The sequence below is a fragment of the Microbacterium alkaliflavum genome, assembly GCF_044325405.1.
GTDB classification, from domain to species: Bacteria; Actinomycetota; Actinomycetes; order Actinomycetales; family Microbacteriaceae; genus Microbacterium; species Microbacterium alkaliflavum.
The window spans coordinates 1-26148 of record NZ_JBIQWL010000004.1 but is presented as its reverse complement, the minus strand read 5'-3'; the positions used below and the strand labels follow the sequence as shown (position 1 = coordinate 26148).

Here is a 26148-nt window from a genome sequence, read left to right as displayed (position 1 = left end):
CTCAACCGAGGCACAGGGAGCCCCGCCTACCCTGGAGTCATGCCCCGACTTCAGGCTGACGCCGACCCGACGCTCTGGGTGCCCATCACCGAATCGATCGGCCTCCGCGGCCGCCGGCACCGCAAGATCGCGATCAGGATGCTGCTGACCCAAGCCAATCGCGCGCTCGGCGCGAGCGAGCGGCCGGGCAGCGGCTTTCTCGCGTGGAGCATGAGCCAGGCCGCGCCGTTCCTCATGCGCCGGGCCGGCGGGCGTGTGCTGGTGTGGGTGTGGAAGGCCGATCCCGACCTCGTCGTCGTCATGGCGCAGGTGCAGGAGGCGACGGCGCAGCTGCGCACGGCGCGGGCCATGATGCCGATGGAGTACGACGACACCGAGGATTTCCGCAATCCGCACCTCGGCACGGGCGAGAAGCTCGCGATGGACCTCCCCCGCGACGAGAAGACACCTCCCTTCGCGACCTACACGTGGGACACCGGCACGCACTTCGTCACGGTGACCGCCGTCTGCTCCGACCGGGAGCGATTCGGCACCGTCATGGGCAGCATCGACGACCTCGCCCGCACGCTCCGCGTCGTCGACGACCTGACGCTCGGCGAGTCGCCGACCGTGCTGCGGATCGAGCCTCCCCGGCCCTAATCCGGCTCCGCGGCCGGCAGGGGCGCGGCATCCCGGTCCCCCGAAAGCCAGCGCAGCCACCGCGACCCCGGATCGCCCTCGAGCACGAGCGCGCGCACGAGAAGCGTCAGCGGGATCGACAGGATCGCACCGAGCGGTCCGATGATGAACGTCCAGAAGATGACGGCGAAGAAGCTCAGCGTGAGGCTCAGGCTCACGGCGTCGCTCACGAACTTCGGCTGGACGAGCACCTGCAGCGTCACGTTGACGACGCAGTAGATCGCGACGACCGCGAGCGCGAGCGGCCATCCGCCGACGACGAGGGCGAGGACGGCGGGCGGGATGAGACCCAGCACGAATCCGATGTTGGGGATGAAGTTCGTGACGAACGCGAGGATCGCCCACACGGCGGGCGCCGGCACGCCGAGTGCCCACAGCGCGAGGCCGTCGATGATCGCGACGATCGCCCCGAACGTCGCGTTGACGACGTAGTACCGGCGCACACCGGAGTTGAAGATCTGCACGCGGCGGATCGTCGGGCGCACGGCGGCGCCGAAGGATGCCTCGGCCTTCGTGTACCGCGCGCCGTCGGCCGCCATGAAGATGACGTACGCCAGCACGAAGAAGAACGCCGTCAGCACGCCGAGCACCTGCCCGCCGAGCGACGTCGCGAAGGAGAGCACGTTCTCGGGCTTGAGCACCGACGCCCCGGCATCGGCCGCCTGCTGGTCGAGCCCGATCGACTGGAGCCACTGCAGGAAGCCCTGCGCCGAGGCACGCAGCTCGTCGGCGTAGTCGGCGACGAGCTGCGCGAACTGCACGCCGGCGAAGAAGAGCAGCAACGCCATGACGGCGAGGATCAGGTATGCGACGACGATGACCATCGTCGTCGCGAGCCACCTCGGCCACCCCCGTCGCTCGAGCGGGAACCGCACGGGATGGCAGATGATGACGATGACTGCGGCGAGCGCGAGCGGGCCGACGAGCTCGCGCGCGTACGACACCCCGGCCAGGGCGACGACGGCCGCGGCGAGTCCGACGAGTGTTCGCAGCGTCGGGGAGAGCACGGGGACCGCGGCAGGCGAGGCGGAAGCGGGCTGCTGCGGTCGGGATCCCTTCACGGCGCCAGGCTATCGGCGCGCTGCCGCGCGGTGCCGCGGGCACGCGCAGGGGCATCGCTATCGTGAGCGCGTGGATCTCAGCACGCTCCTGCCGACGACCGTCGAGTGGTGGCAGGTGCTCGTCGCCGTCGTCGTGGTCATCGCCGGGTGGGTGCTCTCCCGCCTGGCGCGAAAGGCGACCGTCTCGCTGCTGCGCCGGGCCCCCAGCGTCTCGGAGCTCGTCTCGACCTTCATCGGCCGGTTCGTCTCGTACACGATCGTGCTTCTGTCGGTCGGCGTCGCCCTCGCGGTGCTCGGTGTCAACATGCAGCCGCTGCTCGCGATCGCCGTCGTGCTCGCCGTCGTCGCGGTGCTCGTGCTGCGGGGCGTCGCCGACAACTTCGCAGCCGGCGTGCTCATCCAGGCGAGCCGGCCCGTCGTGCTCGGCGACGAGGTGCAGGTCGAGGGCGTCGACGGCAAGCCGATCACGGGCGTCGTGACCGATCTCAACTCCCGCACGGTCGTGCTGGAGACCTACGACGGGCGCACCGTCCACGTGCCCAACGCCAAGATGGTCGCCGAGCCCATCGTCAACCACTCGACGCGGGGCCTGCGCCGCAGTGAGGTGCAGGTGCGCGCGGAGCGCGCCGGCGCAGGGGTCGACGACCTCCTCGCGCGGCTCGCGGCGGCGGCGGCATCCGTCCCCGGCGTCTCGGCGGAGCAGCCGGCCCGCACGATCGCCGTCTCCATCTCGCCCGAGCGCCTCACGGCGCGTGTGCTGTTCTGGCACGCGCCGGCCGACGGACTCACGGTCGTCGGCGGAGTCGTACGCGCCGTGTCGACAGCGCTCGCGGGCGCAGGCGCCGACGGCACCGTCACGAGCGATCCCGGACTGCCGCCGCTCGTGCCGTCCGACAGCGTCTAGGCCTTCGCGGGCTTGACCGGCTTCGCCGGCGCGGTCGCCTCGGGTTCAGCGGGGTGCACGGTGAGCTCGGGAGCCTTCGTGACGATGAGCCACACGGGCAGGATGATGAGGCACAGGAGCGGCAGCACCGTGATGTCGCCGCACAGCGCGATGCCGACGAAGATGCCGATCCAGCCGTCCTTCGTGGCGGCGAGGGTGATACCCATGACGCCGCACGCGACGGCGAGCGAGATCGGGATGCCGGGGAACAGCGCGTAGGCGAGGAGGCCGAAGGCCGTGCCGATGAACACGGCCGGGAAGATGCGGCCGCCGCGGAAGCCGGCGCTCGCCGCGATGAGCAGCGCGACGAGCTTCACGCCCGTGAACAGCGCCAGCTGACCGGCGTCGTAGGCCCCCGGGTTCTCGAGCAGCTCGCCGGTCTGCTGGAGACCCTTGAACAGTGTGATCGGGCCGCCGATGATGCCGAGCACGCCGAGGATCATGCCGCCGATCGTCGTGAAGATGATCGGGTTGCGCAGGGCGTGGAACACGCGGTGGATATAGGGGAAGACGAACGCGGCGATGACGCCGAGCACAGCCGAGACCGCGGCGACGAGGAAGCCCTGCAGGAGGTAGACCGGCTGGATCGCGCCCATCGGCTCGAGGGTGAACGAGATCGACTCGCCGCCGAGGAGGAGCATCGTGACCGAGCCGGCGCCGGCCGCAGCGAGCGGCAGGAAGAGCTTGTCCCACAGCGAGCCCGGCAGCGCCGTCGCGCCGACCATGCCTGTGAACACGAGTGCGGCCGCGACGGGTGTGCCGAACAGGGCGCCGATCGTGCCCGAGATGGCCAGCATCGCCAGCAGTGCGGGCGGGATCTTGATCGAGAGCCGGCCGAAGACCGCGACCGCGAGCGCCGAGTTGACGGCGATCGTGGGGTTCTCGGGACCGAGGCTCACGCCGCCGGCGAGGCCGAGTATCGAGACGAGGAGGATCGTGGGCACGGCCCCGAGCTTCGGGGGCGTGCCGCCCAGCTCGGTCGTCGCCGAGTCGGGCCCGCCGTGACCGGGCACGAGCCAGACGATGGCGCCGACGGCGGCACCCGTGAGAGTGAGGACGAGGAAGATCCACCACGGGGTCTCCTCGCTCGCGCCGAACAGGCCCGGCACGTAGTCCCAGATGAAGTGCATGAGCTCGTCCGACACGAGGTCGAGCAGCCTCAGCACGACGGCGGAGCCGACGCCGATCAGAATGGCCGGCACCGACATCAGCAGCAGTGTGCGGATGCCGGGGCTCGCGGTGGTGGTCTCGCTCATGGGCTGTCTCCTCCGAGTCAGGACTCATCCTGCCCGAGAAGCGGCCTCGGGCGCGGCATCCCTCATTCCTCGCGGCGGAGGTCTTCCTGCAGGGCGGCCGCGCTGCGGATGAAGAGGATGATCCACGTGAACACGAGCGTGCCGGCGACGAGTTCGACCGCGGTCAGGGTGTAGTAGCCGATCGCGTAGAACACGCCGAGGGCGACGACGACAGCGAGGAACACCCAGCCGAGATAGATGAAGAAGCGCGCCATGCCGGGAATCCAGACGGGGAGGCGGATGACGAGCACGGCGTAGACGACGGCCATGCCGGATGCGAAGGCGGTGTGGATCCAGAACCAGTCGTCGACGGGGAACACCCCGACGAAGGCGAGGAAGACGCCGACCAGGATGAGCGACAGCCGCACGCGCGCGATGCCGTTCGGGTTCGTCGTGGGGATTCCCATCGTTGCGGCGCGTGCGAGCGTCGTCACGATGATGCCCGCGACGATGAGCGTGAGGTTGAACGCCAGCGATGAGAAGTCGCCGGTGACGCCGAGCGAGCTGAGGTGCTCCTGCCACCACAGCGGATCGGTCGCGGTCAGCATGCTCGCGACGATTCCTTCGACGAGGAAGGTCGCGAGCACTATGGCGAGCAGCTGCAGGTCCATGTGGGTGCCCGAGAAGAAGGCGACGTAGCCGGTCACCGAAGCGACCGCACCCGACAGCAGGATGACGGCGATCGGGAACACCTCGGCGCCGATGAAGGCCTGCTCGAAGATGACCGAGACGAGGGTCCAGCTGAGGAGGGCGATGACGGCGTGCGCGAACGCCAGCGCGGCGAGATCGACGACGTCGAGGATGCCGTAGCGCTCGCGCCGGGCGACGAGCCGGCCCCCGACGAACGCGAGGATCGCGACGACGGCCGACGAGACGGCCGAGAACTGGCCCACGGAGTCCGGGCCGGCGATGGGTGCCGGACCGAATCGGAAGGTGATGACCGCGGCGAGCGCCACGAGGATGAAGGACCCCGCGCCGATCGCGAGCGAGATCGACTCGAGCGTGCGCTCACGCGGAGGGGCGGCGAGGGGTTCGGGTGTCATTTCGCGTCGGTTCCTTCTCCGGACTTGGCGGCTTTCAGGTACCCGCTCAGCTCGGTCATCTCCTGCGCGAGCCCGCGGACCTGCCCGCGCGTCGCCGGCTCGTCGTCGTCGCGGCCGGCGGCGGCCTTCTCGATGACGTAGGACGAGACCGTCGCCGTCACGGTGCCGACGATAGCGATGCCGCCTGCCATGAGTCCGACGGCCCAGATGCGCCCGAGCGCCGTGACGGGGTAGTAGTCGCCGTAGCCGACGGTGGCGACGGTCACGAACGCCCACCAGATGGCGTCCCCGAAGTTCTCGATGTTGGCGCCGGGGGCGCCGCGCTCGACGTCGAGCACCGCAAGGGCGCACAGGTAGATGACAAGGAGCGAGGCGCCGGCGCCGTAGATCGCGATCCGGCTGCGCAGCACGGTTCCCGCGGAGTGCCTGCCGAACGTCATGGAGGTGATGGCGCGGAGCAGCCGGAGCGCGCGCAGCATGGGGATCGCGACGATCGCGAGGTCGAGCAGGTGCCCGCGGAACCATACGCCGCGGGGCTTCGCGAGGAACAGCCGCACGACGTAGTCGACGACGAAGACGACGTAAGTGAGCCCGATGATCGTCCACAGCACCACCGCAAGCTCGCCCTGCGCGTCGGTGATCGACTTCCACGAGTAGGCGATGAGCCACAGAAGCGACGCGATGATGAGCGGCCAGTAGGTGATCTCCTCCCACTTCCTGACAGCTTCCGGTCCGCGCGGCATGGTCGAACTCTAAAACGGAGGCGGCCGTGCCCGGCGGCGCATCGCCGGGCACTCACCCGCCGTGCATGACGCCGTCGCGGCGGCCCGAGGCCGGTGGCATGATGTGCCCATGACCGAGGTGCGCGAGTCTTCCCTGGAATGGACACGGCCGTCCACTGTGGCCGAGCGGATGGCGGAGGGCAAGGAGGGACGCGTCGCGACGCCGCGCAGCTCGCTCGCACATCTCACGGTCGGCGAGCGGGACCCGCTCGGCATCCTCGACGAGCAGAATGCCGCGCGCCTGCAGGAGCTCATCCCGCTGCGCATCGAGCGCATGTCGGCGAGCCCCTTCGCCTTCTACCGCGGCACCGCCGCCATCCAGGCCGCCGACCTCGCGAGAGACCCGCACAGCGGCATCCTCGTCGCGTCCTGCGGCGACGCGCACGTGTCGAATTTCGGGTTCTTCGCTTCGAGCCAGCGCACCCTCATGTTCGACCTCAACGACTTCGACGAGTCGGCGTGGGCGCCGTGGGAGTGGGACGTCAAGCGCCTCGTGACGAGCATCGTCATCGCGGGGCAGGCGACCTCGCGCGACGGGGAGATCATCGAGGATGCCGCCCTCGCGGCCGTTCGCACGTACGCCCGATCGATGGCGGCCAATGCCTCACGGAGCACCGTCAAGCGCTACTTCGAGCACTTCGACGCGGAGTCGGGCCTTTCTGCCATGGACGCCGAATCGCAGCGCACGATGCGCGCCGCCATCAAGGAAGCCGAGAAGCGCACGGGCGACCGCGCCGCCCGCAAGCTGACGACGCTCGGCGACGACGGTCGGCTCCGCTTCGTCGAGCGTCCGCCGACCATGACGCACACGACGCCCGAGATCGAGGCGCGCCTGCACGACAACATGCGCAAGTACATGGAATCGGCGATCGTCGACGTGCGCGTCGTGCTCTCGCAGTACACGCTGTCCGACATCGCGCTCCGCGTCGTGGGGGTCGGCAGCGTCGGCACGCTCTGCACCCTCGTGCTGCTCCAGGACGGCGACGCGAACGCGCTCATCCTGCAGGGCAAGCAGGCGGGACGCAGCGTGCTCGAGCAATACGGCGGCATCGAGCAGCCGCCGGCCGTCGCCGACTACCTCGCGGCGTACGGCGAGGGCGGACGCGTCGTGGCGCTGCAGCGCATCCTCCAGGCCGTCTCCGATCCTTTCCTCGGCCACCTGCGGGCGTACGCCGGCGACTTCTACGTGCGCCAGTTCAACGACATGAAGGGCGGCGTCGAGATGGACGAGCTCGAGGACCCGCTCTTCAAGGAGTACGCCGAGACGTGCGGCGCCGTGCTCGCCCGCGCGCATGCGCAGTCGCCCAACGCCGCGCAGGTCGCAGGCTACATCGGCAACGGGCGGATCGTCGGTGAGGCGATCCTGGAGTGGGCCTACGCCTACGCGTCGCTGTCCAAAGGGGACTACGACGCGTTCGTCGCCGCCAATCCCGGCAAGGTCGACGGGGAGGCCGCGGCCCGCGCGGCGGCGACCGCGCTGGGCTAGGACTCGGCGGCGGGGTGCGCGGCGAGCCACTCCTTGGCGACCGCTTTCGGTGCCTTCAGGAGCCACGCATCCGTGACGACCTCGCGGAGGAAGTCCGCATCGATCGCGTCGAGCCGCACGAGCACGGCGGGATAGCCGTCGAAGTGCGGGATCGTGAAGAACTCCTCGGGGAACGACTCGAGGAGCGCCTCCTTGCCGTCGAGCCCGTCGGTGCGCACGCCGACGACGGGGCCGTCGGGCCATGACCTGCCGAGCGCCGCGAGCTTCGTGAGATCGGCCTTGCTCGGACCGCGCTCCCACACGAACAGGCCGTCGCGCGTGCGCCAGCCGGGCGCCTTCCGATGGCCGTCGACGACCTCTGCCGTCTCGGGCAGGCTCAACGCGATCGCGCGCACGTCATCGAGGGTCGCCATGAACCCAGTGTGCCTGTGCGCTCCCGCAGAGGCGACGGTGTTCAGGATGCCGCGGGCCCGGCCGGGTCGTCTTGTCCCTCGTCGTCGGCCGCCTCGATGCTCTGACGCGGGGTCCACAGCACGACCTCGGTCGCCCTCCGGACGCGGGTTCCGTGGCGGAGCGTCACGACCGAGCCGGTGGCGCCGGCTGCGAAGACACGGCCACCCGGCCGGCGCTCCATCTCGATCCGGACGCGGTCCTCGAGGTCGCGCACGCGCAGGTGCAGCTCGCGCACGCGGTCCTCGAGCTCCAGGATGCGGGCGATCGCCGGGAGGCCCATGCCATCGGCCGACATGCGGGCGACCTCGCGCAGCTGCTGCACGTGGCGCAGCGAGTAGCGGCGCGAGCCGCCCTGCGTGCGGGCGGGCACGACGAGGCCCAGCCGGTCGTACTGCCGCAGCGTCTGCGGGTGCATGCCCGAGAGCTCGGCGGCGACGGCGATCGCGAAGATCGGCGTGTCCTCGTCCAGCTCGTCGGGGCTCATGCTCGTCTCCTAGCCGCGCGCTTTGGCCATGAGGTCGGCGCGCGGGTTCTCCTTGGGCTCGAGGTCTCGGAACCGCGCTAGGGCGTCCCGCGCGGCGTCGTCGAGGTGCGAGGGCACCGCGACCTGCACCTCGGCGAGGAGGTCGCCCGTTCCCTTGGCCGACTCGACTCCGCGCCCCTTGACGCGCAGCACGCGCCCCGACGGGGTGCCCGGCGCGACGCGCAGCTTGACGCTGTCGCCGCCGAGCGTGGGCACCTCGATGGTCGCGCCGAAGACGGCTTCCGTGTACGTGATCGGCACCGTGAGGCGCAGGTCGAGGCCGTGCCGCGTGAAGACGGGATGGGGGCGCACCGTGACCGACACGACGATGTCTCCTGTCTCGCCGCCGTCCGGCGACGGTCGTCCGCGTCCGCGGAGCCGGATCTTCTGCCCGTCGGCGACGCCTGCCGGGATCTTCACCTTGAAGGGCTTGCCGTCCTCGCCCTGGAGCGTGATGGTCTCGCCCCTCGTCGCCGTGACGAAGTCGATCGTCGTGCGCGCGGTGACGTCGGAGCCCCGCGTGGGGCCGCCGTAGCCGCGGTAGCCGCCGGTCGGCTGGCCGAACCGGCCCGACCCGAAGCGCCCGCCCTGCTGCTGGTTGAACATCTGGAAGATGTCGTCGAAGTCGGCCGAGTCGTACCGTGCGCCGGCGCCGCGGCCCTGCCCGAACATGCTGAACACGTCCTCGAAGCCGCCGGCGCCCTGGCCGCCCGCCGTGAAGCGGGCGCCCCCGGCGCCCATCGCGCGGATCTGGTCGTACTCCTTGCGCTGCTCCGCGTCGGAAAGCACCGAGTAGGCCTCGGAGATCTCCTTGAACTTCGCCTCGGCGGCGGCATCCCCCTGATTGGAATCGGGGTGATACGTACGCGCGAGCTTGCGGTACGTCTTCTTCAGGTCAGCGTCGCTGACGTCCTTCTCGACGCCGAGGACCTTGTAGAAGTCCTTGTCGAACCAGTCCTGGCTGGCCATAGATGTCCTCTTAATCGGTCCCTGAGCCAGTCGAAGGGACGGCGACCACGACCTTCGCCGGCCGCAGCTCGACCGTTCCGAGGCGGTAGCCCACCTCGACGACCTCGAGCACCGTCGGCACCTCCACGCCCGGCGTGGGAGCCTGGAAGATGGCCTCGTGGTGCTGCGGGTCGAAGACCTCGCCTGCCTCACCGTACGCCGTGACGCCGAGCCGCTCGGCGACGCCGCGCACCTTCTCGCCGATCTGCGCGAAGGGTGTGCCCTCCTCGAGGTCGCCGTGCTTGGCGGCGCGGTCGAGGTCGTCGAGCACGGGCAGCAGGCCCTTGACCGCCTCGCCCTTCGCACGCTCGATCTCGCGCTCGCGCTGCTCCTCGGTGCGGCGGCGGTAGTTGGCGTACTCGGCCTGCAGGCGCTTGAGGTCGAGGAGCAGCGCCGACTCGAGGTCGGCGAGCTTCGCGTCCTCGGCCGCGGCGTCGGCGTTCTGCTCGGTGCCGAGGATGTCGTCGATCGTCAGCTCGTCGTCGCCCTGCGACGCAGGGCCGGAGGTGCCTGCCTCCGACCCCTCGTCACCGGGGACCTCGGCCCCCCCTGAGCCTGTCGAAGGGTTCTCGAAGTCCTTGTCGGTCATTACTTCTTCTCGTCCTCGTCGTCCACGACCTCGGCGTCGACGACGTCCTCGTCGGGGCTCGTCGACGACCGCTCGTCGGAGGGGCCGTCGGCCGGAGCGTCCTGAGCCGCCTGCTGGGCCTGCGACGACGCGTAGATCGCTCCGCCGAGCTTCTGCTGGCTCTGGTTGAGCTTGTCGAACGCGGACTTGACCGCGTCGTCGTCATCACCGGCGAGCGCCGTCTTGAGCGCGTCGACGTCGGCCTGGACCGACTCCTTCACGTCGGCCGGCAGCTTGTCCTCGTTCTCCTTGATGAGCTTGTCGATCGAGTACGAGAGCGTCTCGGCCTGGTTGCGCACCTCGGCGGCCTCGCGGCGCTTCTTGTCCTCGGCGGCGTGCTCCTCGGCCTCGCGCACCATGCGCTCGATGTCGTCCTTGGGCAGCGACGAGCCGCCGGTGATCGTCATCGACTGCTCCTTGCCCGTGCCCTTGTCCTTCGCAGACACGTGCACGATGCCGTTGGCGTCGATGTCGAACGTGACCTCGATCTGCGGGATGCCGCGCGGAGCCGGTGCGATGCCCGTGAGCTCGAACGTGCCCAGCGGCTTGTTGTCGCGGGTGAACTCGCGCTCGCCCTGGAACACCTGGATCGCGACCGACGGCTGGCTGTCGTCGGCGGTCGTGAAGGTCTCGCTGCGCTTGGTCGGGATGGCGGTGTTGCGCTCGATGAGCTTCGTCATGATGCCGCCCTTGGTCTCGATGCCGAGGCTCAGCGGGGTGACGTCGATGAGGAGGACGTCCTTGCGCTCGCCCTTCAGCACGCCGGCCTGGAGGGCCGCGCCGACGGCGACGACCTCGTCCGGGTTCACGCCCTTGTTGGGCTCCTTGCCGGCCTCGCGCTTGACGAGCTCCGACACGGCGGGCATACGGGTCGATCCGCCGACGAGCACGACGTGGTCGATGTCGGCGACCTTGATGTTCGCCTCGCGGATGACGTCTTCGAACGGCTTCTTGGTGCGGTCGAGGAGATCCTTCGTGAGGTCCTCGAACTTGGCGCGCGTGAGCGTCTCGGAAAGCGACACGGGGCCGTTCTCGGTCAGCGACAGGTAGGGAAGGTTGACACTCGTGCTCGTGGAGGACGAGAGCTCCTTCTTCGCCTGCTCCGCGGCCTCCTTGAGGCGCTGCAGCGCGATCTTGTCGCCCGAGACGTCGACGCCGGTCTGGTCCTTGAACTGCTTGATCAGGTAGTCGACGACGCGCTGGTCCCAGTCGTCGCCGCCGAGGCGGTTGTCGCCGGCCGTCGCGCGCACCTGGATGGTCGAGAAGTCGTCGTCCTTGCCCACCTCGAGGAGCGAGACGTCGAACGTTCCGCCACCGAGGTCGAAGACGAGGATGAGCTCGTCCTCCTTGCCCTTGTCCAGGCCGTAGGCGAGCGCGGCGGCCGTGGGCTCGTTGATGATGCGCAGCACGTTGAGACCGGAGATCTCGCCGGCTTCCTTCGTGGCCTGGCGCTCGGCGTCGTTGAAGTACGCGGGGACGGTGATGACGGCATCCGTCACGGTGTCGCCCAGGTACTGCTCGGCGTCGCGCTTGAGCTTCTGGAGGATGCGCGAGGAGATCTCCTGCGGCGTCCACTTCTTGCCGTCCACGCCGAAGTTCCAGTCGGTGCCCATGTGGCGCTTGACCGACGCGACGGTGCGGTCGACGTTGGTGACGGCCTGGCGCTTGGCGGTCTCGCCGACGAGCACCTCGCCGTCCTTCGTGAACGCGACGACCGACGGGGTCGTGCGGAAGCCCTCGGCGTTCGCGATGACCTTGGGCTCGCCGCCCTCGAGGACGCTCACGACCGAGTTGGTCGTACCGAGGTCGATTCCAACAGCACGTGCCATGTGTTTCTCTCCTTCTTGCGGGGCGAGCGGATGCCGCACCCCAGGGTCTTGCGGAAGTCTGACTCGCGGCGGTGATCCCTGAGCTTGTCGAGGTGGCGGTCCCCGAGCTTGCCGAGGTGGTGGTCCCCGAGCTTGTCGAGGGGTTGAGCCGCGATGACTCAAGGGTAGCGGGGCACGCGCACGTCGTCAAATGAAGTTGAGCCGACTCATATCAACTTTTCAGCGATGAGCGTCGTAGCGGGTCAGCGGGCTCGGGATGCCGTGACGGTGAAGGTCGGGTTCCGCGCGATCTGGCGCGTCGGGCCGACGAGGCGCTCGAGGTCGGGCCGGTACTTCAGGTGCGAGTTCCACACGGCCCACAACTCGCCGCCCGGAGCGAGCACGCGCCCCGCGTCGGCGAAGAGCTTGAGCGCGATGCCCCGGTGCACGACGTGTCCGATGTGGAAGGGCGGATTGAGCACGATCAGTTCGGCGCTGCGGTCCGCACGGGCCGACAGCGCGTCGTCGCGGACGACCTCGACGCGGTCGGCCACGCCGTTCGCGGCGGCCGTCTCGCGAGCGGACGCCACGGCGGCCGCCGACTGGTCGGTCGCGACGACGTGCAGCCCGGGGCGCGTGCGGGCGAGCCATGTCGCGATGACGCCCGTGCCGCAGCCGAGGTCGATGGCCTCGGCTGCGGCGGGCGCGGCATCCAGGTGTTCCAGCAGGAACCGCGTGCCGATGTCGACAGCCGCCCCCGCGAAGGCCGCGCCGTGCGAGACGACGACGAGACCGGTCGCGGAGTCGGTCTGTCGTCGCGGCCAGGTCGGCGACACGTCGGGCCGCGGCTCGGCGGCGACGAGCGCACGCGCCTTCTGCCGCGCGTGCGTCACGTCGAGCCGGCCGAAGCTCGCCCGCAGCACGTCGTTCATCGAGAGCGCCATGTGCTTGACCATGCCCGCCGCGAACACGCGCACGCTCGGCGCCGCGTTGCGCGCGATCGTCTCGGCGATCTCAGCGAGAGCGTCGAGGGAGCGGGGAAGGCGGAGCAGCACGACTTCGGCGCCCGTCCTCAGGTCGGCGTCGAGGTCGTGCCACTGCCAGGTCGGCGTGATGCTGAGGCGCTCGGCGTTGGCGGCGAGAGCACGCTCGCCCGAGAGCGCGTCCTGATGCACGCGGATGGCGCCCACGCCGTGGCCGGCCGCGGCCCCGAGCGTGAGCGCGCCGTACGCGTCGCCGATGACGACGACGGTTCCGGATGCCGCGCCCGCGAGCGCGTCGGCGGCCTCATCGAGCAGGAGGCGGTCGGCAGCATCAGCTGCCTGGAGCTCGGGAGCCTCCACATCGGGATGCCGCGACAGCGCGCCGAAGTCGAAGTCCATGGCCTCCACGGTACGACCGACGCTACGCGGGATCCCGATATCGGTCGAGCAGCCCCGGTGCGCCTTCCGGCCGGTGCACGACGACGATCTCGTCGCCCGCCTGCACGCGACCGCCCTGCACGACGCGCAGGTACGGCCCGAGCCGGCGCTCGTTCGAGAACCGCTTCACCCAGCCGCGGGCCTCCTCGCCGCCGACCCACCGAGCGAATGTCTGGCAGGGCGTGCGCGGCATGGTCACCTCCACCTCCACGCGCGCGCCGATACGCCAGCGCTCGCCGATGAGCGCCGCGTTGACGTCCAGGCCCTCGACACGGAGGTTCTCGCCGAACCACCCGGGCGGCAGGTCACGACCGAGCTCGGACTCCCAGAAGGCGGCGTCCTCCTGGGCATAGGCGTACAGGGCTTTGTCGAGTCCACCGTGGTGCTTGCGGTCGGCCTGCACGTCGGCGTGCACGCCGTAGGGTCCGATTCGCACCGGACCCTCCACGGGCCCCTTGTCGATGGCCGTCACGCCGACCGACCCTGCGTCAGGACGCAACTGCCGGACGACACAGGCGGCGATCAGGCGAGGCATTCGCTGCCGCGACAGCACGCCGAAGTCGAACTCCATGGTCTCCACCGTACGCGGAGCCTAGGTTTGCACTCATGGACCCCGATCTCGACCTCGAGTTCAGCCGGATCATCCCCGCTCCGCGGAGGTGCACAAGGCGCCCGATCGGGATGCGGCGGCCGCCCGTCTCGCCGGGAGTGACGGCTAATCGGCGATCGAGATCGTCTCGGGGAGCGCGTCGCCGCTGTCGGTGACGAGTCGCCGCATCACGTCGCCGTCGCGCACGTAGATGCCGGCGTCCGCGCCCGTCACGTAGTAGTCGGCCGCGGCGTCGGCCGTCAGCATCGTCGGGGTGAGGAAGAGCAGATAGTCGCCCCCGGCGTCGAGGTGCGGCTCCCCGATCTCGCGGACGTCGACGACATCACCGACAGCGATGTCGCAGGCTCCGCCTTCGACGTTCGCGCCGAGCTGAGGATTGGTCGGCGCGTTGCTCACCTGCACGCTCGAGACGGTGCCCTCGCCCTCGACGTGGTGCGAAGTGACCGTCCCCACCACGATGGCAGAGCTGTCGGCGGCGAGCGCGTCGATGCTGTCGTAGAGGGTGTGGCGGCTGCCCGATACGGACTGCGAGCACCCGACGAGCGTCACGATCGTGAGCCCCATCACGACAGCGGCGGTCGGCCTCTTCGTCCGCCGCACTTCCGACGAGGAGCGCATGTTCGACACGCTAGCGGCCGACATCCCGCTACTGCGCGAGGAGTATGCCGGATGCCTCCCGGCGGCCGATGCGGAAAGGGTCGCTTGTCGTGAGGATGGCGTCATGAGTGATCCCGGACGCCCCTTCCGCTTCGGCGCCGTCATGTCCGTGCGCGGGAGTGCGCGGGAGTGGGGCGAATCGGCACGTGAGCTCGAAGCTCTCGGCTACTCCACCCTTCTCGTGCCCGACACCCTCTGGACCCCCTCCCCTTTCCTCGTGCTCGCGGCCGCGGCATCGGCGACGACGACGCTCCGACTCGGCACGTGGGTGCTCTCGGCACCGCTGCGGCGCCCCGCCGAGGTCGTGCGCGAGACGAAGACGCTGCAATCCCTCTCGGAGGGTCGCTTCGAGCTCGGGATCGGAGCGGGCCGTCCGGGTGGAGAGAGGGATGCCGCAGCGCTCGGACTGGAATGGGGCTCACCCAAGGAGCGGGTCGACCGCGTCGAGGCGACGGTGGAGGCGGTGCGCAGCGAGCAGTCTCCGCCGATCGTGATCGCCGGTCATGGCGATCGGATGCTTCGCCTCGCCGGACGCGCCGCGTCGACGCTCGCCCTCCCGACCTCACCCGACGTCGACTCGGAACAGCTCACCGCGCTCGTGGATCGCGTCCATGACGTCGCGGGCGCCGATCTCGAACTCGCCCTGCAGATCACGGGCGTCGGCGAAGAGCTTCCGGATTGGCTTCGTCACCAGCTCGGCTTGACTCCGGAGGGCCTTCGCGATGCCGGTGCCGTGCTGATGCTGACCGGCGACGTCGAGCGTGACGCATCCGCGCTCGAGCGACTGCGCACGCAGACGGGTGTCTCGTACTTCACGGTTCCGGGCCAGTTCGCCACCCGCCTCGGACCGCTCGTCGGGCGCCTCTCCGGGACCTGAGCTCGTGTCGCTGGGCGCGTTGCGTCGCTTCGTCACGGTCGAGCGACAATCCGCGGCCACTGAGGGATGCCGACGAGCCGACGGCGCTCAGGAAGTGTTCTTCGGAGGCGAGAACTGCTTGACGCCCTGCTCCACGACGATCCGCACGAGCTGAGTGCCGGGGACGAAGATGTTGACGGTCTCGACGCCCACGTCGAGCAGGAACTTCGGTTCGAGCACCTTGCCGAGGTACTGCTCGAAGGTCGCGCCGTCGGGCTTCGTGCTGCCCGTGAGGCCGTCGAACTCGATCACGGCCTCCTTGCCGCCGTGCCGGTAGCGGAACGCGTAGACCGGCCGATAGACGAGGTCGACGAGGTCGACGGTCACGCGCTCCTCGAGCACGCGGTCGGCGTCGATCTTGCCGATGGCTCCGGCCATCACCTCGCGCACGAGCATCGACGCCTTCGCCTCGGGCGGCACCACGACCGTGCCCGAAGCAGTCTCGGCAGCGAGGGTCTCGGCATCCACCACAGCGCTCGTGAACTGGTCGTACACACTGAGCGCCGGATTCTCGGCGCGCGTGAGTCCGTCGAAGACGTAGCCGCGCTCGTGCTCCTCGCGGCACGACTCGACGCCCGACAGCACGATGCGCCCTTGGCCGGCCAGCAGGGTCTGGTCCCCGATGACGACGCTCGTGACGCTGGGCTCCACCGGGACCGAGTAGGTGCGCGTGCGCTCGTACGCCGCGACGCTCGACACGTGCAGCCGCCAGAACGGCTGCAGTCGCCGTTCGCGGTAGACGCACTCGTAGTCCTCGGAGGTCGCGCGATTGAGCAGCCCGCCGAGCTTCGCCCCCGCGCCGAAGGCGTCGGCGCGGTGCGACCACGCGCGCCCCTCGGCGTGGTCGAGGCTGAAGCGATCGGCGAGCAGGACGATGCGCTCCTCGACGATTCCGACCTCCATCGCGGCGCCCCCTCTCGATTCGCAGGTCAGCATACGACCGCACAGGGCCGTGCGGCAGGGGCCTCTGACCGCGGCGCCGGCGCGTGCCGACCAGCAGTGGCCGCGGCGCCTGCGCACGCCGAGTAGCCTTGCCTCGCGCCGCGATGAGGCGGCGCCGCGCGCGGCGGCACACGCCGTTCATCGAAGGGCCATAACGTGACCGACATGAGCTCCTCCGCACCCGACGGACAGCCCCCGACGACCCCGCCCGCCGCCGCGAACAGCGGCGCCATCGCGGCGGTCGGCGTGATGTTCCAGGACACGACCGACGAGACGCCGATCCCCCGCAGGCAGGTGGCCTCGTGGGCGATGTGGGACTGGGCGACACAGCCTTTCAACTCGGTGCTGCTCACCTTCGTCTTCGCCTCGCTCTACCTCGTTTCGGCGAACTTCCTGCCGGACGACGTCGCGAAGCTCGCGGACGACGACCCCGCGAAGGAGCAGGCTCTCGCCGGGCTGTCGAGCGGCTATGGCCTCGCGACGACGATCGCCGGCATCCTGATCCTGCTGCTCGCGCCCGTGCTGGGCCAGACGGCCGACCGCTCGGGCAGCCGCAAGCGCTGGCTGCTCGTCTTCACGGCGCTCCTCGCACTGCTGCAGTTCGCCCTCTTCTTCGCACAGGCTGACCCGGCCTACTTCTGGTACGGCGCGCTCGTGCTGTCGATCGGCGCCGTCGTGTCGGAGATCGCGGGCGTCAACTACAACGCGATGCTCGTGCAGGTCTCGACCCCGAAGACGATCGGGAAGGTGAGCGGCCTGGGCTGGGGCCTCGGCTACATCGGCGGCATCGTCGCGCTCACGATCGTGATCGCCCTGACCTTCGCCGACTGGTTCGGGATGGACACCTCGAACGGCCTCGCCTATCGGCTCATCGCCGTCGGGTGCGGAGTGTGGACGATCCTGTTCGCGCTGCCGCTCTTCCTCAACGTGCCCGAGGCTCCCGCGCCGGCCGGCGTGCATCGGGTCGGATTCTTCGCCGCGTACGGCGTGCTCGTGAAGGACATCGTCGCCCTCTACCGCACGCACCGTTCGACGTTCTGGTTCCTCCTCGCCAGCGCCGTCTACCGCGACGGTCTCGCCGGCGTCTTCGCCTTCGGCGGGATCCTGGCCGCCGTCGCGTTCCACTTCAGCCAGAACGAGGTGCTCATCTTCGCGATCGCGGCCAACGTCGTCGCGGGAGCGTCGACGATCATCGCCGGCAGGTTCGACGACCGCTTCGGCGCCCGCGCCGTCATCATCACGGCGCTCACCGGCCTCGTCGTCGTCGCGCTCGTCGTGTTCTTCGGGCATGCGGCCGGCAAGAGCATCTTCTGGGTGTGCGGCCTCATCCTGTCGGCCTTCGTCGGTCCGGCACAGGCGGCGAGCCGATCACTGCTGGCCCGCGTGACGCCGGAGGGCATGCAGGGCGAGATCTTCGGCCTCTACGCGACGACGGGGCGCGTGGCGAGCTTCATGTCGCCCGCACTCTGGACCCTCTTCATCGCGGTCTTCGGCGCCACGTACTGGGGCATCCTCGGCATCGCGATCGTGCTCGCCGCTGGGCTGGGACTGCTGCTGCTCGTGAGGTTCCCACCGCGCACGCCGGTCACCCGCTGACGGCGCGTCCCCGCCGCCGATGTCGGGCGATTGCAGCCCACTCAAGTCGGGCGATTGCGTCGACTTCGGATCAGCTGGGCCGAAGCATCCGAATCCGGTGCAATCGTCCTGAGCGGGTGACGGTCAGCGCGGCCAGGCGTCGGCGAGCTTCGTCAACAGCCGCGCGAGCTCGGCGCGCTCGGCATCCGTGAACGCAGCGAGCGCCGAGTCGATGGCGTCGCGCCGCTCGCCGCGGAAGCCCCGCACGAGCCCGCGGCCCTCGTCGGTGAGCGCGATGCGGGTGCGCCGCGCGTCGTCGGGGTCGGCCTCGCGACGCACGAGCCCGAGCTCGACGGCCTGCTGCACGAGCCGGGACGCGCGGGGCTGATCGACGCCGATGGCGTCACCCACTTCGCTCACGGAGAGAGGAGTGGATGCCGCGGCCAGCGCCTCGAGCAGGCGCATCCGCGCCGGCCCGCCGAAGCGCCCGGCACCCGCCCACGGCGGACCTCCGCGACCGCCCGGTCCGAAATAGGGCCCGCCGTGCATCGGACCGTGACCCCACGGCGCGTCGGGGCCGTGGTGGTGCGCAGGAGCGTCCCACGGCGGGCGTGGGCCCCGTCGTCCGCGCAGTCGGGCAAGCGCGGCGGCGATCGCATCGGCCGGGTCGGTGGCGCCGTTCGACGAAGTCATGCCTCGAATTTACATGCACCTTGACATGCTTCACAGATCCATGTCACACTACATGTGCATGCCAGATGACATGCATCGAATCTCGCGGCTCACCTCGCCGCGACCGAAAGGACTTCTCATGGACGACATCCAGAACCCGGGGGACGAGACCCCCGACACGACATCCGACACCCCGACCGACCGCCGACCGCTGGGCTACTGGCTCCGCACGGTCGACGGGCTCATCTCGCGCGAGTTCGCCGCCGCGTTCGCGGAGGAGGGCGTCTCGCGAGGCGAGTGGATGCTGCTCAGCGCCCTCGCCGGAGACATCGACGAAGGCCTCGCCCAGCGCCTGGCCCGCAAGGGCAAGCGGCTGCGCGGCCTCGAGAGGCGTGGCTGGGCCCTCGAGCAGGGCGACGGCACCTGGGTGCTGACCGACGAGGGACGCGCCGCCAAGGAGCGGCTCGGCACCGTCGTCGACGGCATCCGTGCGCGCGTTGCCGGCGCCGTCTCGCCCGAGGACTTCGCCACGACGCTCGGCTCGCTCGAGTCGATCGCGCGCGAGCTCGGCTGGGACGAATCGGCTCCGCTGCGCGGCTTCGGCTTGGGCCGCCGCTTCGGCTTCCGCGGCGAGGGCTTCGGCCCCGACTTCGGCGGCCCCTTCGGCCCCGGCTTCCGCCCGGGCTTCGGTCCCGGCTTCCGGCCCGGCTTCGGCGGCCCCTTCGGCCCGGGCTTCCGGCCCGGCTTCGGCGGCCCCGGCTTCCGCCCGGGCTTCGGCCCTCGGCCGGACTTCGCCGACGAGCACGAACACGGCCACGCCCCCGGCTACGGCCACGACCCGCGCCGCGCTTGGGCTGAGGGCTGGGATGACGGATGCCACGGCCACGGCCGCCACAGCTACGAGCACGGGCACCTCGGTCACCACCACGACCGCGGTGCGCACCGCCGCCACGGCGATGCCGAGCGCCACGGCCACGACCCGCGCCGCCACGCCGAGGACGCCTACGAGCGCGGCTTCGACGCCGGCTACTCGCGCGGCGCGGCCGAGCGCGCCTGACCCGTCCTCGCCCGAGTCCGCGAACCACCCTCCTCTGCCCGGGACCACCTGCACGAGCAGGTGGTCCCGCGCACGGGAGGGTGGTTTCGCGCATCTCGACAAAGCAGTCCGGGCAGAATGAGGGGATGCCGCAGCCCGCACTCCTCGCGATCTCGCACGGAACCGCCTCGGCGGCAGGCCAGGCCGCCGTCAAGGCGCTCGTCGACGCCGTCGCGGAGCGCCTGCCCGATGTGACCGTGCGCCTCGGACACGTCGACGTGCAGCAGCCGGATGTCGCGGCATCCCTCGACGCCCTTCCAGCCGATCAGCCCGTCGTGATCGTGCCGCTCCTGCTGTCGGCGGGCTATCACGTGCGCGTCGACCTCAAGCAGCAGAGCGCAGACCACGAGGGGGTCACGATCGCCGCGGCCCTGGGCCCCGACCCCCGACTCGTCGACGCGCTTTCCGCACGGCTTGAACCCCTCGGCCTCCAGCCCGAGGACGCCCTCGTTCTCGCCGTCGCGGGGTCCAGCGACGATCGGGCGAACGACGACTGCCGCACGATCGCCGCGATGCTCGCCGACAAGCTCGAGCGACGCGTCGACGTCGGCTTCCTCGCGGCGGCCGATCCGCGACTCGGCGCAGCCGTCGCGGCGGCGCAGGACGAAGCATCCCGCCGCGTCGTGGTCGCGAACTACCTCCTCGCCCCCGGCTATTTCCACGACCTCGCCGTGCGGCTCGCGGCCGGCGCGCCCGTCGCACGCCCCCTGCTCGACGACGATGCGCCCGCGGCATCCCTCGTCGATCTGGTCATCGATCGCTACCGTGACGCGATCGCTGAGACCCCGCTCCGGAGGGCGTGAGACTGCGTCCCGAGTTGTTGCACCGGAGCCGGAAACCACCCCTGCGCAACCTGTGTGACGCCCCGTTACGCAACTTAACGTCGGTTGACGCTGAGATAGGTCATCGGGGTCGCCACTCGTAACGTCGCCGGAGTGGACTCGATAGAGTCCGCCCCCGGGACGCCGGGGTCAGTCGGAGGCCACCGTGAGCATCAGCGAAACCGAAACGCGCGCGCCGCGCCCTGAAGGGGCACGGGCACGCCCGCCGCGTCCGTCGTCCAAGCCCAACGGGCAGTGGAAGATCGACGGCACGACACCCCTCAACGGCAACGAGGAGTGGAAGCAGGTCGACAACGGCCTGAGCGTGCGCGAGCGCATCGAGAACACCTACGCCACGGGCGGCTTCGCGTCGATCGATCCGACCGACCTGCACGGCCGCTTCCGCGTCTGGGGCCTCTACACGCAGCGCAAGCCCGGCATCGACGGCGGCCGCACCGCGACCCTCACGCCGGAAGAGCTCGAAGACGAGTACTTCATGCTGCGCGTCCGCATCGACGGCGGCCAGCTCACGACGGAGCAGCTGCGCGTCATCGCGGGCATCTCCACCGAGTTCGGCCGCGACACCGCCGACCTGACCGATCGCCAGAACATCCAGCTGCACTGGATCCGCGTCGAGGACATCCCCGAGATCTGGCGCCGCCTCGAGGCGGTCGGCCTTTCGACCACCGAAGCGTGCGGCGACGTGCCGCGCGTCATCCTCGGCTCGCCCGTCGCGGGCATCGCAGCCGACGAGCTCATCGACCCGACGCCGCAGATCGACGAGATCACCTCGCGGTTCATCGGCGACGACTCGCTCGCGAACCTCCCCCGCAAGTTCAAGTCGGCCATCACGGGCCACCCGAGCCAGGACGTCGTGCATGAGATCAATGACGTCGCATTCGTCGCCGTCGAGCACCCCGAGCTGGGCGTGGGCTACGACCTCTGGGTCGCCGGCGGCCTCTCGACGACTCCCGCCCTCGCGGAGCGCCTGGGCGTCTTCGTCTCGCCCGAGCGGGTGGCGGATGCCTGGCACGGCGTCACCCAGATCTTCCGCGACTACGGCTACCGTCGCCTGCGCAACAAGGCGCGACTGAAGTTCCTCATGGCCGAATGGGGCCCCGAGAAGTTCCGCCAGGTGCTGCAGGACGAGTACCTCGGCTACGCACTGCCCGACGGCCCCGCCGCCCCCAAGCCCAAGACCGCCGGCGACCACGTCGGCGTGCACCGGCAGAAGGACGGCCGCTTCTACATCGGCGCGACGCCCATCGTCGGCCGTGTCTCGGGCCCGAACCTCGCGAAGCTCGCCGACCTCATCGAGGCGCACGGCTCGACGCGCCTGCGCACGACCCCGCATCAGAAGATCGTCGTGCTCGACATCCCCGAGGACCGCGTCGAGTCGCTCGTCGCGGGCCTCGACGAGCTCGGCCTGCAGGCACGCCCGAGCCTCATCCGCCGCGGCACGATCGCGTGCACGGGCATCGAGTTCTGCAAGCTCGCGATCGTCGAGACGAAGGCCTACGCGACGGCGGCCGTGCTCGACCTCGAGAAGCGCCTCGAGCAGTTCGAGCTGCCGCATCCGATCGCCCTGCACGTCAACGGATGCCCCAACTCGTGCGCGCGCATCCAGACCGCCGACATCGGCCTCAAGGGCCAGCTCGTCACGATCGACGGCGAGCAGGTTCCCGGCTACCAGGTGCACCTCGGCGGCGGGCTCGCGTCGCGGGACCGCGAGGAGGCCGGCCTCGGCCGCACCGTCCGCGGCCTCAAGGTCGCCGCCGACGGCATCGCCGACTACGTCGAGCGCGTCGTGACCCGATTCCTCGCCGACCGCGAGGCGGAGGAGACCTTCGCCGAATGGGCGCACCGCGCCGATGAGGAGGCCCTGCAGTGACCCGCTTGCACCCTAAGACCGTGAGCCTCCACTGGACTGCCGAGCGCGCGGGTGACGCCCGCGCTCTCGGCATTCAGATGAAGTCTCAGCGATCGGGGAGGCGCGCATGAGCGTTTCCCTCGCACCGCGCGTCGCGGTCAAGCGCACCCGCGAAGAGCTCGAGGCTCTCGCCGAGCGCGGCAACGAAGAGCTCGGCAGCCTGACGGACCACGAGGCATCAGCCTCGGAGGTCGTCGCCTGGGTCGCGCGGAACTTCGGAGTGGATGCCGCGGCAGTCGCGTGCTCGATGGCCGACGCCGCCCTCCCCCACCTCGTCGCGGAGCAGCTGCCCGGCGTCGACGTGCTCTTCCTCGACACGGGCTACCACTTCGCCGAGACGTACGCGACGCGCGACGAGGTGCAGCGGGCTCTCGACGTGCGGATCGTCGACATCACGCCCGAGCAGACCGTGGCCGAGCAGGACGCCGAGTTCGGCGCCAAGCTCTTCGAGCGCGACCCGGGCCTGTGCTGCGCGCGCCGCAAGGTGGCGCCCCTCCAGGACGCCCTCGGCGGCTACGAAGTGTGGTTCACGGGCGTCCGCCGCGACGAGGCGCCGACGCGCACGAACACGCCCCTCGTGACGTGGGACGAGCGCAACGGGCTCGTCAAGGTCAACCCGGTCGCCGCGTGGAGCTTCGACGACGTGCTCTCGTACGCCGCCGCACACAAGGCGCCGGTGAACCTGCTCGTCGGGTTCGGCTATCCCTCGATCGGCTGCGAGCCGTGCACCAAGCCCGTCGCGCCGGGCGAAGACCCCCGCTCGGGCCGCTGGGCCGGGCTCTCCAAGACGGAATGCGGGCTCCACGAATGACGAATTCCGACACGGCCGCGCCGCCGCGCCTCCACACGCTCGACCTGCTCGAGGCGGAGGCGATCCACATCATCCGCGAGGTCGTCGCGGAGTTCGAGCGACCCGTGCTGCTCTTCTCGGGCGGCAAGGACTCCGTCGTCGTGCTCCACCTCGCCACGAAGGCGTTCTGGCCCGGCAAGGTGCCCTTCCCCGTGCTGCACGTCGACACGGGCCACAACTTCCCCGAGGTCATCGCCTTCCGCGACGAGACCGTCGAGCGCCTCGGCATCAAGCTCGAGGTCGCACGCGTGCAGGACTACATCGACGACGGCCGCCTGCAGGAGCGCGCCGACGGCACGCGCAACCCGCTGCAGACGCTGCCCCTGCTCGACGCCATCGCCGCGGGCAAGCACGACGCCGTCTTCGGCGGCGCGCGCCGCGACGAGGACAAGGCGCGGGCGAAGGAGCGCATCATCTCGCTGCGCGACGAGTTCGGCCAGTGGGACCCGCGCAACCAGCGGCCCGAGCTGTGGAGCCTGTACAACGGCCGCCACACGCCGGGCCAGCACGTGCGCGCCTTCCCGATCTCGAACTGGACCGAGCTGGACATCTGGCGCTACATCGAGCGCGAGAACATCGCGCTTCCGCCGCTCTACTTCGCGCACGAGCGCGAGGTCTTCGCCCGCGACGGCATGTGGCGCGCCGTCGGCGAGTTCTCGCCGGCCCGCTCCGACGAGCAGACCGAGCTGCGCACCGTCCGCTACCGCACGGTCGGCGACATGAGCTGCACGGGAGCGGTCGAGTCGGATGCCTTCGACGTGGCCGCCATCGTCTCGGAGGTCGCGCGCACGACCGTCACCGAGCGCGGTGCGACCCGCGCCGACGACCGGCTCAGCGAAGCCGCCATGGAAGACCGCAAGAAGGACGGGTACTTCTAGAAATGACGACGATCACCAACGCACCGGCGACGGTTCTCGAAGCCGGCACGCTGTTCCGCTTCGCGACGGCCGGCTCCGTCGACGACGGCAAGTCGACGCTCGTCGGCCGATTGCTGCACGACTCGAAGGCGATCCTCGCCGACCAGCTCGAGCAGGTCGCGCGCACGTCGGCCGAGCGAGGCTTCGCGCACGGCGAGTTCGACTTCGCCCTGCTGACAGACGGCCTGCGCGCCGAGCGCGAGCAGGGCATCACGATCGACGTCGCCTACCGCTACTTCTCGACAGGCGCGCGCAGCTTCATACTCGCCGACTGCCCCGGCCACGTGCAGTACACCCGCAACATGGTCACGGGTGCGACCACGGCCGATGCCGTCGTCGTGCTGATCGACGGCCGCAAGGGCGTCCTCGAGCAGACCCGGCGCCACCTCGCCGTCGTCGCGCTCCTGCGTGTGCCGCACGTCATCGTCGCGGTCAACAAGATCGACCTGCTCGACTTCTCCGAGGCCGCGTTCACGCCCGTCGCCGACGAGGTGCGCGCCGTCACCGCAGAGCTCGGCATCGACGGCGTGCACGTCATCCCCGTGTCGGCCCTCGAGGGCGACAACATCGTGGAGCACTCCGCGCGCACGCCCTGGTACGACGGCCCCGCACTCCTCGAGCTGCTCGAGTCGCTTCCCGCCGCCGACGAGCTCGAGACCGAGCTCGAGCCGTTCCGCCTCCCCGTGCAGCTCGTCCTGCGCCCGCAGGGCGGCCTCTCGCCCGAGCTCGCGGCCGACCCCGAGCTCGCCGAGCGCTACCGCGACTACCGCGCATTCGCCGGGCGCATCTCCTCCGGGGAGATCCGCCTCGGGGATGCCGTGACGGTGTTCCCGAGCGGCATCCAGACGACGGTGACGGGCATCGAGGTCGCCGGCGCCGAGGTCGGGGAGGCGCACGCGCCGCAGTCGGTCGCGCTTCAGCTCGCCGCCGACGTCGACGCCGCGCGCGGCGCCGTGATCGCGGCATCCGGAACCCTCCCCGCCGCACGGCGCGAGATCGACGCCGAGCTGTTCCAGCTCGACGCCCGGGCGCTCCGCGCCGGCACGCGCGTGCTCGTCAAGCACGGCACCACGACGGTGCAGGCGCTCGTGTCGTCGATCGACGCTCGCCGCGACCTCGACTCGCTCGCCCACGAGCCCGCCGAGGCGCTCGAGACGAACGACATCGGGCACGCGACGCTGCGCCTCTCGGCCGACCTGCCTCTCGAGCCCTACGAGGCGAACCGCTCAGGCGGATCGTTCCTCGTCATCCATCCGTCCGACGGCGCGACTCTCGCCGCCGGCATCGTGCGCGCCTGAGCCGCACACCCCGCAACACCTATTCATCCACCCGCCGAAGAAGGAGGCGAAACAGTGACGAAGAAGCGCATCGCGACGACCATCACCACCCTGGGACTCGTCGCCATGATGATGGCCGGCTGCGCCTCCGGCTCGAGCAGCGCCTCCGAGGGCGCCGCCTCCGCGGGCCCCGTGAGCGAGCTGCGTCTGGGGTATTTCGCGAATGTGACGCATGCGCCGGCGCTGGTGGGGTTGCAGGAGGGGATCCTGCAGAAGGATCTCGGTGATGTGAAGGTGTCCACGCAGGTGTTCAACGCGGGCCCGGCGGCGATCGAGGCGCTCACCGCGGGGGCGATCGACGCGACCTATATCGGCCCGAACCCGTCGATCAACACGTTCATCCAGTCCGCGGGCCAGTCCGCGCGGGTGATCGCGGGTGCCGCGACCGGCGGGGCGGCGCTGGTCGTCGCGGACGACATCACGAGCGCGGACGATCTGAAGGGCACGACGCTCGCGTCGCCGCAGCTGGGCAACACGCAGGACGTCGCGCTGCGCACCTGGCTGTCCGACCAGGGGTACACCACCGACACGTCCGGCGGCGGGGATGTGCACGTCACCCCGACCGAGAACGCGCAGACCCTGACCCTGTTCCAGCAGGGCGCCATCCAGGGCGCGTGGGTGCCCGAGCCGTGGGTGTCCCGGCTGGTCATCGACGGCGGCGGGCACGTGCTGCAGGACGAGGCCGACCTGTGGCCC

The 26148-nt window shown here is 70.4% G+C and carries 26 protein-coding genes; 12 read left to right on the top strand and 14 right to left on the bottom strand.

From position 1 onward, the window contains the following. The first annotated feature begins 39 nt into the window (after nt 1-39). Nucleotides 40-639: a hypothetical protein gene (locus tag ACH3VR_RS11985; RefSeq protein WP_397556541.1), complete on the top strand. Its 600-nt coding sequence runs from the start codon at nt 40-42 to the stop codon at nt 637-639. Here the strand turns inward: ACH3VR_RS11985 and ACH3VR_RS11980 are convergent. Next, nucleotides 636-1739 (bottom strand): AI-2E family transporter, encoded by a 1104-nt coding sequence (locus ACH3VR_RS11980; protein ID WP_397556540.1) that lies wholly within the window; start codon nt 1737-1739, stop codon nt 636-638. The genes ACH3VR_RS11985 and ACH3VR_RS11980 overlap by 4 nt on opposite strands. Before the next feature lie 70 nt (nt 1740-1809). On the opposite strand from ACH3VR_RS11980, the gene ACH3VR_RS11975 reads away from it, so the two are divergent. Further along, entirely contained in the window at nt 1810-2643 is an 834-nt protein-coding gene (locus ACH3VR_RS11975) for a mechanosensitive ion channel family protein (protein WP_397556539.1), read from the top strand. Here ACH3VR_RS11975 and ACH3VR_RS11970 read toward each other — a convergent pair. The 3 genes from ACH3VR_RS11970 to ACH3VR_RS11960 all read right to left on the bottom strand — a co-directional run bounded on the left by ACH3VR_RS11970 (nt 2640) and on the right by ACH3VR_RS11960 (nt 5763). Beyond that, nucleotides 2640-3938, bottom strand: coding sequence for an ion channel protein (locus ACH3VR_RS11970; RefSeq protein ID WP_397556538.1), 1299 nt, complete (start codon nt 3936-3938; stop codon nt 2640-2642). The two genes, ACH3VR_RS11975 and ACH3VR_RS11970, sit on opposite strands and share 4 nt — an antisense overlap. Before the next feature lie 62 nt (nt 3939-4000). Continuing rightward, nucleotides 4001-5020: a hypothetical protein gene (locus ACH3VR_RS11965; protein ID WP_397556537.1), complete on the bottom strand. Its 1020-nt coding sequence runs from the start codon at nt 5018-5020 to the stop codon at nt 4001-4003. Beyond that, nucleotides 5017-5763, bottom strand: a complete 747-nt coding sequence (locus ACH3VR_RS11960; RefSeq protein ID WP_397556536.1) for a potassium channel family protein — start codon at nt 5761-5763, stop codon at nt 5017-5019. The genes ACH3VR_RS11965 and ACH3VR_RS11960 overlap by 4 nt, the downstream gene beginning before the upstream one ends. Before the next feature lie 109 nt (nt 5764-5872). Between ACH3VR_RS11960 and ACH3VR_RS11955 the strand changes: the two genes are divergently transcribed. Next, nucleotides 5873-7288 (top strand): DUF2252 domain-containing protein, encoded by a 1416-nt coding sequence (locus ACH3VR_RS11955; protein ID WP_397556535.1) that lies wholly within the window; start codon nt 5873-5875, stop codon nt 7286-7288. Here the strand turns inward: ACH3VR_RS11955 and ACH3VR_RS11950 are convergent. The 8 genes from ACH3VR_RS11950 to ACH3VR_RS11915 form a co-directional block, all read right to left on the bottom strand. Then, nucleotides 7285-7701 carry an MmcQ/YjbR family DNA-binding protein gene (locus tag ACH3VR_RS11950; RefSeq protein ID WP_397556534.1) on the bottom strand — a complete coding sequence of 139 codons (417 nt, stop codon included), beginning with the start codon at nt 7699-7701 and terminating at the stop codon, nt 7285-7287. The two genes, ACH3VR_RS11955 and ACH3VR_RS11950, sit on opposite strands and share 4 nt — an antisense overlap. 41 nt (nt 7702-7742) lie before the next feature. Next, on the bottom strand, nt 7743-8225 hold the full coding sequence (locus ACH3VR_RS11945) for a heat shock protein transcriptional repressor HspR (protein ID WP_397556533.1): 483 nt from the start codon (nt 8223-8225) through the stop codon (nt 7743-7745). Between the two features lie 9 nt (nt 8226-8234). Further along, nucleotides 8235-9233, bottom strand: coding sequence for a DnaJ C-terminal domain-containing protein (locus ACH3VR_RS11940; protein WP_397556532.1), 999 nt, complete (start codon nt 9231-9233; stop codon nt 8235-8237). A gap of 10 nt (nt 9234-9243) precedes the next feature. Next, the gene (locus tag ACH3VR_RS11935; RefSeq protein ID WP_397556531.1) at nt 9244-9861 is read right to left on the bottom strand and encodes a nucleotide exchange factor GrpE; all 618 of its coding nucleotides are present in this window, start codon (nt 9859-9861) and stop codon (nt 9244-9246) included. Beyond that, nucleotides 9861-11729: a molecular chaperone DnaK gene (dnaK, locus tag ACH3VR_RS11930; protein ID WP_397556530.1), complete on the bottom strand. Its 1869-nt coding sequence runs from the start codon at nt 11727-11729 to the stop codon at nt 9861-9863. Before dnaK ends, ACH3VR_RS11935 begins: the two co-directional genes overlap by 1 nt. Nucleotides 11730-11971: 242 nt before the next feature. Beyond that, the gene (locus tag ACH3VR_RS11925; RefSeq protein ID WP_397556529.1) at nt 11972-13090 is read right to left on the bottom strand and encodes a class I SAM-dependent methyltransferase; all 1119 of its coding nucleotides are present in this window, start codon (nt 13088-13090) and stop codon (nt 11972-11974) included. 22 nt (nt 13091-13112) lie between these two features. Next, nucleotides 13113-13664: an MOSC domain-containing protein gene (locus tag ACH3VR_RS11920; RefSeq protein ID WP_397556973.1), complete on the bottom strand. Its 552-nt coding sequence runs from the start codon at nt 13662-13664 to the stop codon at nt 13113-13115. A gap of 180 nt (nt 13665-13844) precedes the next feature. Then, a complete protein-coding gene (locus ACH3VR_RS11915) occupies nt 13845-14357 on the bottom strand; it encodes a hypothetical protein (RefSeq protein ID WP_397556528.1) in 513 nt (170 codons plus the stop codon). Between the two features lie 103 nt (nt 14358-14460). Between ACH3VR_RS11915 and ACH3VR_RS11910 the strand changes: the two genes are divergently transcribed. Further along, the gene (locus ACH3VR_RS11910) at nt 14461-15273 is read left to right on the top strand and encodes an LLM class flavin-dependent oxidoreductase (protein WP_397556527.1); all 813 of its coding nucleotides are present in this window, start codon (nt 14461-14463) and stop codon (nt 15271-15273) included. Nucleotides 15274-15360: 87 nt separating this feature from the next. Here ACH3VR_RS11910 and ACH3VR_RS11905 read toward each other — a convergent pair whose 3' ends face one another. Continuing rightward, nucleotides 15361-16215 (bottom strand): hypothetical protein, encoded by an 855-nt coding sequence (locus ACH3VR_RS11905; protein WP_397556526.1) that lies wholly within the window; start codon nt 16213-16215, stop codon nt 15361-15363. A gap of 204 nt (nt 16216-16419) precedes the next feature. Between ACH3VR_RS11905 and ACH3VR_RS11900 the strand changes: the two genes are divergently transcribed. Beyond that, nucleotides 16420-17850: an MFS transporter gene (locus tag ACH3VR_RS11900; protein WP_397556525.1), complete on the top strand. Its 1431-nt coding sequence runs from the start codon at nt 16420-16422 to the stop codon at nt 17848-17850. A gap of 123 nt (nt 17851-17973) precedes the next feature. Here the strand turns inward: ACH3VR_RS11900 and ACH3VR_RS11895 are convergent, their stop codons facing one another. Next, nucleotides 17974-18522, bottom strand: a complete 549-nt coding sequence (locus ACH3VR_RS11895; protein ID WP_397556524.1) for a MarR family winged helix-turn-helix transcriptional regulator — start codon at nt 18520-18522, stop codon at nt 17974-17976. A 118-nt stretch (nt 18523-18640) separates the two neighbouring features. Between ACH3VR_RS11895 and ACH3VR_RS11890 the strand changes: the two genes are divergently transcribed. From ACH3VR_RS11890 to ACH3VR_RS11860, 7 genes are all read left to right on the top strand, one after another. After that, nucleotides 18641-19558 (top strand): hypothetical protein, encoded by a 918-nt coding sequence (locus tag ACH3VR_RS11890; RefSeq protein ID WP_397556523.1) that lies wholly within the window; start codon nt 18641-18643, stop codon nt 19556-19558. Between the two features lie 125 nt (nt 19559-19683). After that, nucleotides 19684-20400 (top strand): sirohydrochlorin chelatase, encoded by a 717-nt coding sequence (locus ACH3VR_RS11885; protein WP_397556522.1) that lies wholly within the window; start codon nt 19684-19686, stop codon nt 20398-20400. A gap of 184 nt (nt 20401-20584) precedes the next feature. Further along, entirely contained in the window at nt 20585-22309 is a 1725-nt protein-coding gene (locus ACH3VR_RS11880; RefSeq protein WP_397556521.1) for a nitrite/sulfite reductase, read from the top strand. Nucleotides 22310-22415: 106 nt separating this feature from the next. Continuing rightward, nucleotides 22416-23159 carry a phosphoadenylyl-sulfate reductase gene (locus ACH3VR_RS11875; RefSeq protein WP_397556520.1) on the top strand — a complete coding sequence of 248 codons (744 nt, stop codon included), beginning with the start codon at nt 22416-22418 and terminating at the stop codon, nt 23157-23159. Continuing rightward, nucleotides 23156-24076, top strand: coding sequence for a sulfate adenylyltransferase subunit CysD (gene cysD / locus ACH3VR_RS11870; protein WP_397556519.1), 921 nt, complete (start codon nt 23156-23158; stop codon nt 24074-24076). Before ACH3VR_RS11875 ends, cysD begins: the two co-directional genes overlap by 4 nt. Before the next feature lie 2 nt (nt 24077-24078). Continuing rightward, entirely contained in the window at nt 24079-25413 is a 1335-nt protein-coding gene (locus ACH3VR_RS11865; protein ID WP_397556518.1) for a sulfate adenylyltransferase subunit 1, read from the top strand. A 105-nt stretch (nt 25414-25518) separates the two neighbouring features. Beyond that, a partial coding sequence (locus ACH3VR_RS11860) for an ABC transporter substrate-binding protein (RefSeq protein ID WP_397556972.1) occupies nt 25519-26148 on the top strand: 630 nt, incomplete at its 3' end.

Excerpts from the sequence above, each read along its gene's own strand:
- ACH3VR_RS11940 (WP_397556532.1), bottom strand. The coding sequence starts at position 9,233 with ATGGCCAGCCAGGACTGGTTCGACAAGGACTTCTACAAGGTCCTCGGC.
- ACH3VR_RS11945 (WP_397556533.1), bottom strand. The coding sequence starts at position 8,225 with ATGAGCCCCGACGAGCTGGACGAGGACACGCCGATCTTCGCGATCGCC.
- ACH3VR_RS11910 (WP_397556527.1), top strand. The coding sequence starts at position 14,461 with ATGAGTGATCCCGGACGCCCCTTCCGCTTCGGCGCCGTCATGTCCGTG.
- ACH3VR_RS11915 (WP_397556528.1), bottom strand. The coding sequence starts at position 14,357 with ATGCGCTCCTCGTCGGAAGTGCGGCGGACGAAGAGGCCGACCGCCGCT.
- ACH3VR_RS11925 (WP_397556529.1), bottom strand. The coding sequence starts at position 13,090 with ATGGACTTCGACTTCGGCGCGCTGTCGCGGCATCCCGATGTGGAGGCT.
- ACH3VR_RS11865 (WP_397556518.1), top strand. The coding sequence starts at position 24,079 with ATGACGACGATCACCAACGCACCGGCGACGGTTCTCGAAGCCGGCACG.
- ACH3VR_RS11955 (WP_397556535.1), top strand. The coding sequence starts at position 5,873 with ATGACCGAGGTGCGCGAGTCTTCCCTGGAATGGACACGGCCGTCCACT.
- ACH3VR_RS11895 (WP_397556524.1), bottom strand. The coding sequence starts at position 18,522 with ATGACTTCGTCGAACGGCGCCACCGACCCGGCCGATGCGATCGCCGCC.
- ACH3VR_RS11965 (WP_397556537.1), bottom strand. The coding sequence starts at position 5,020 with ATGACACCCGAACCCCTCGCCGCCCCTCCGCGTGAGCGCACGCTCGAG.
- ACH3VR_RS11935 (WP_397556531.1), bottom strand. The coding sequence starts at position 9,861 with ATGACCGACAAGGACTTCGAGAACCCTTCGACAGGCTCAGGGGGGGCC.
- ACH3VR_RS11900 (WP_397556525.1), top strand. The coding sequence starts at position 16,420 with ATGAGCTCCTCCGCACCCGACGGACAGCCCCCGACGACCCCGCCCGCC.
- ACH3VR_RS11950 (WP_397556534.1), bottom strand. The coding sequence starts at position 7,701 with ATGGCGACCCTCGATGACGTGCGCGCGATCGCGTTGAGCCTGCCCGAG.
- cysD (WP_397556519.1), top strand. The coding sequence starts at position 23,156 with ATGACGAATTCCGACACGGCCGCGCCGCCGCGCCTCCACACGCTCGAC.
- dnaK (WP_397556530.1), bottom strand. The coding sequence starts at position 11,729 with ATGGCACGTGCTGTTGGAATCGACCTCGGTACGACCAACTCGGTCGTG.
- ACH3VR_RS11970 (WP_397556538.1), bottom strand. The coding sequence starts at position 3,938 with ATGAGCGAGACCACCACCGCGAGCCCCGGCATCCGCACACTGCTGCTG.
- ACH3VR_RS11905 (WP_397556526.1), bottom strand. The coding sequence starts at position 16,215 with ATGGAGGTCGGAATCGTCGAGGAGCGCATCGTCCTGCTCGCCGATCGC.
- ACH3VR_RS11875 (WP_397556520.1), top strand. The coding sequence starts at position 22,416 with ATGAGCGTTTCCCTCGCACCGCGCGTCGCGGTCAAGCGCACCCGCGAA.
- ACH3VR_RS11960 (WP_397556536.1), bottom strand. The coding sequence starts at position 5,763 with ATGCCGCGCGGACCGGAAGCTGTCAGGAAGTGGGAGGAGATCACCTAC.
- ACH3VR_RS11985 (WP_397556541.1), top strand. The coding sequence starts at position 40 with ATGCCCCGACTTCAGGCTGACGCCGACCCGACGCTCTGGGTGCCCATC.
- ACH3VR_RS11885 (WP_397556522.1), top strand. The coding sequence starts at position 19,684 with ATGCCGCAGCCCGCACTCCTCGCGATCTCGCACGGAACCGCCTCGGCG.
- ACH3VR_RS11890 (WP_397556523.1), top strand. The coding sequence starts at position 18,641 with ATGGACGACATCCAGAACCCGGGGGACGAGACCCCCGACACGACATCC.
- ACH3VR_RS11920 (WP_397556973.1), bottom strand. The coding sequence starts at position 13,664 with ATGCCTCGCCTGATCGCCGCCTGTGTCGTCCGGCAGTTGCGTCCTGAC.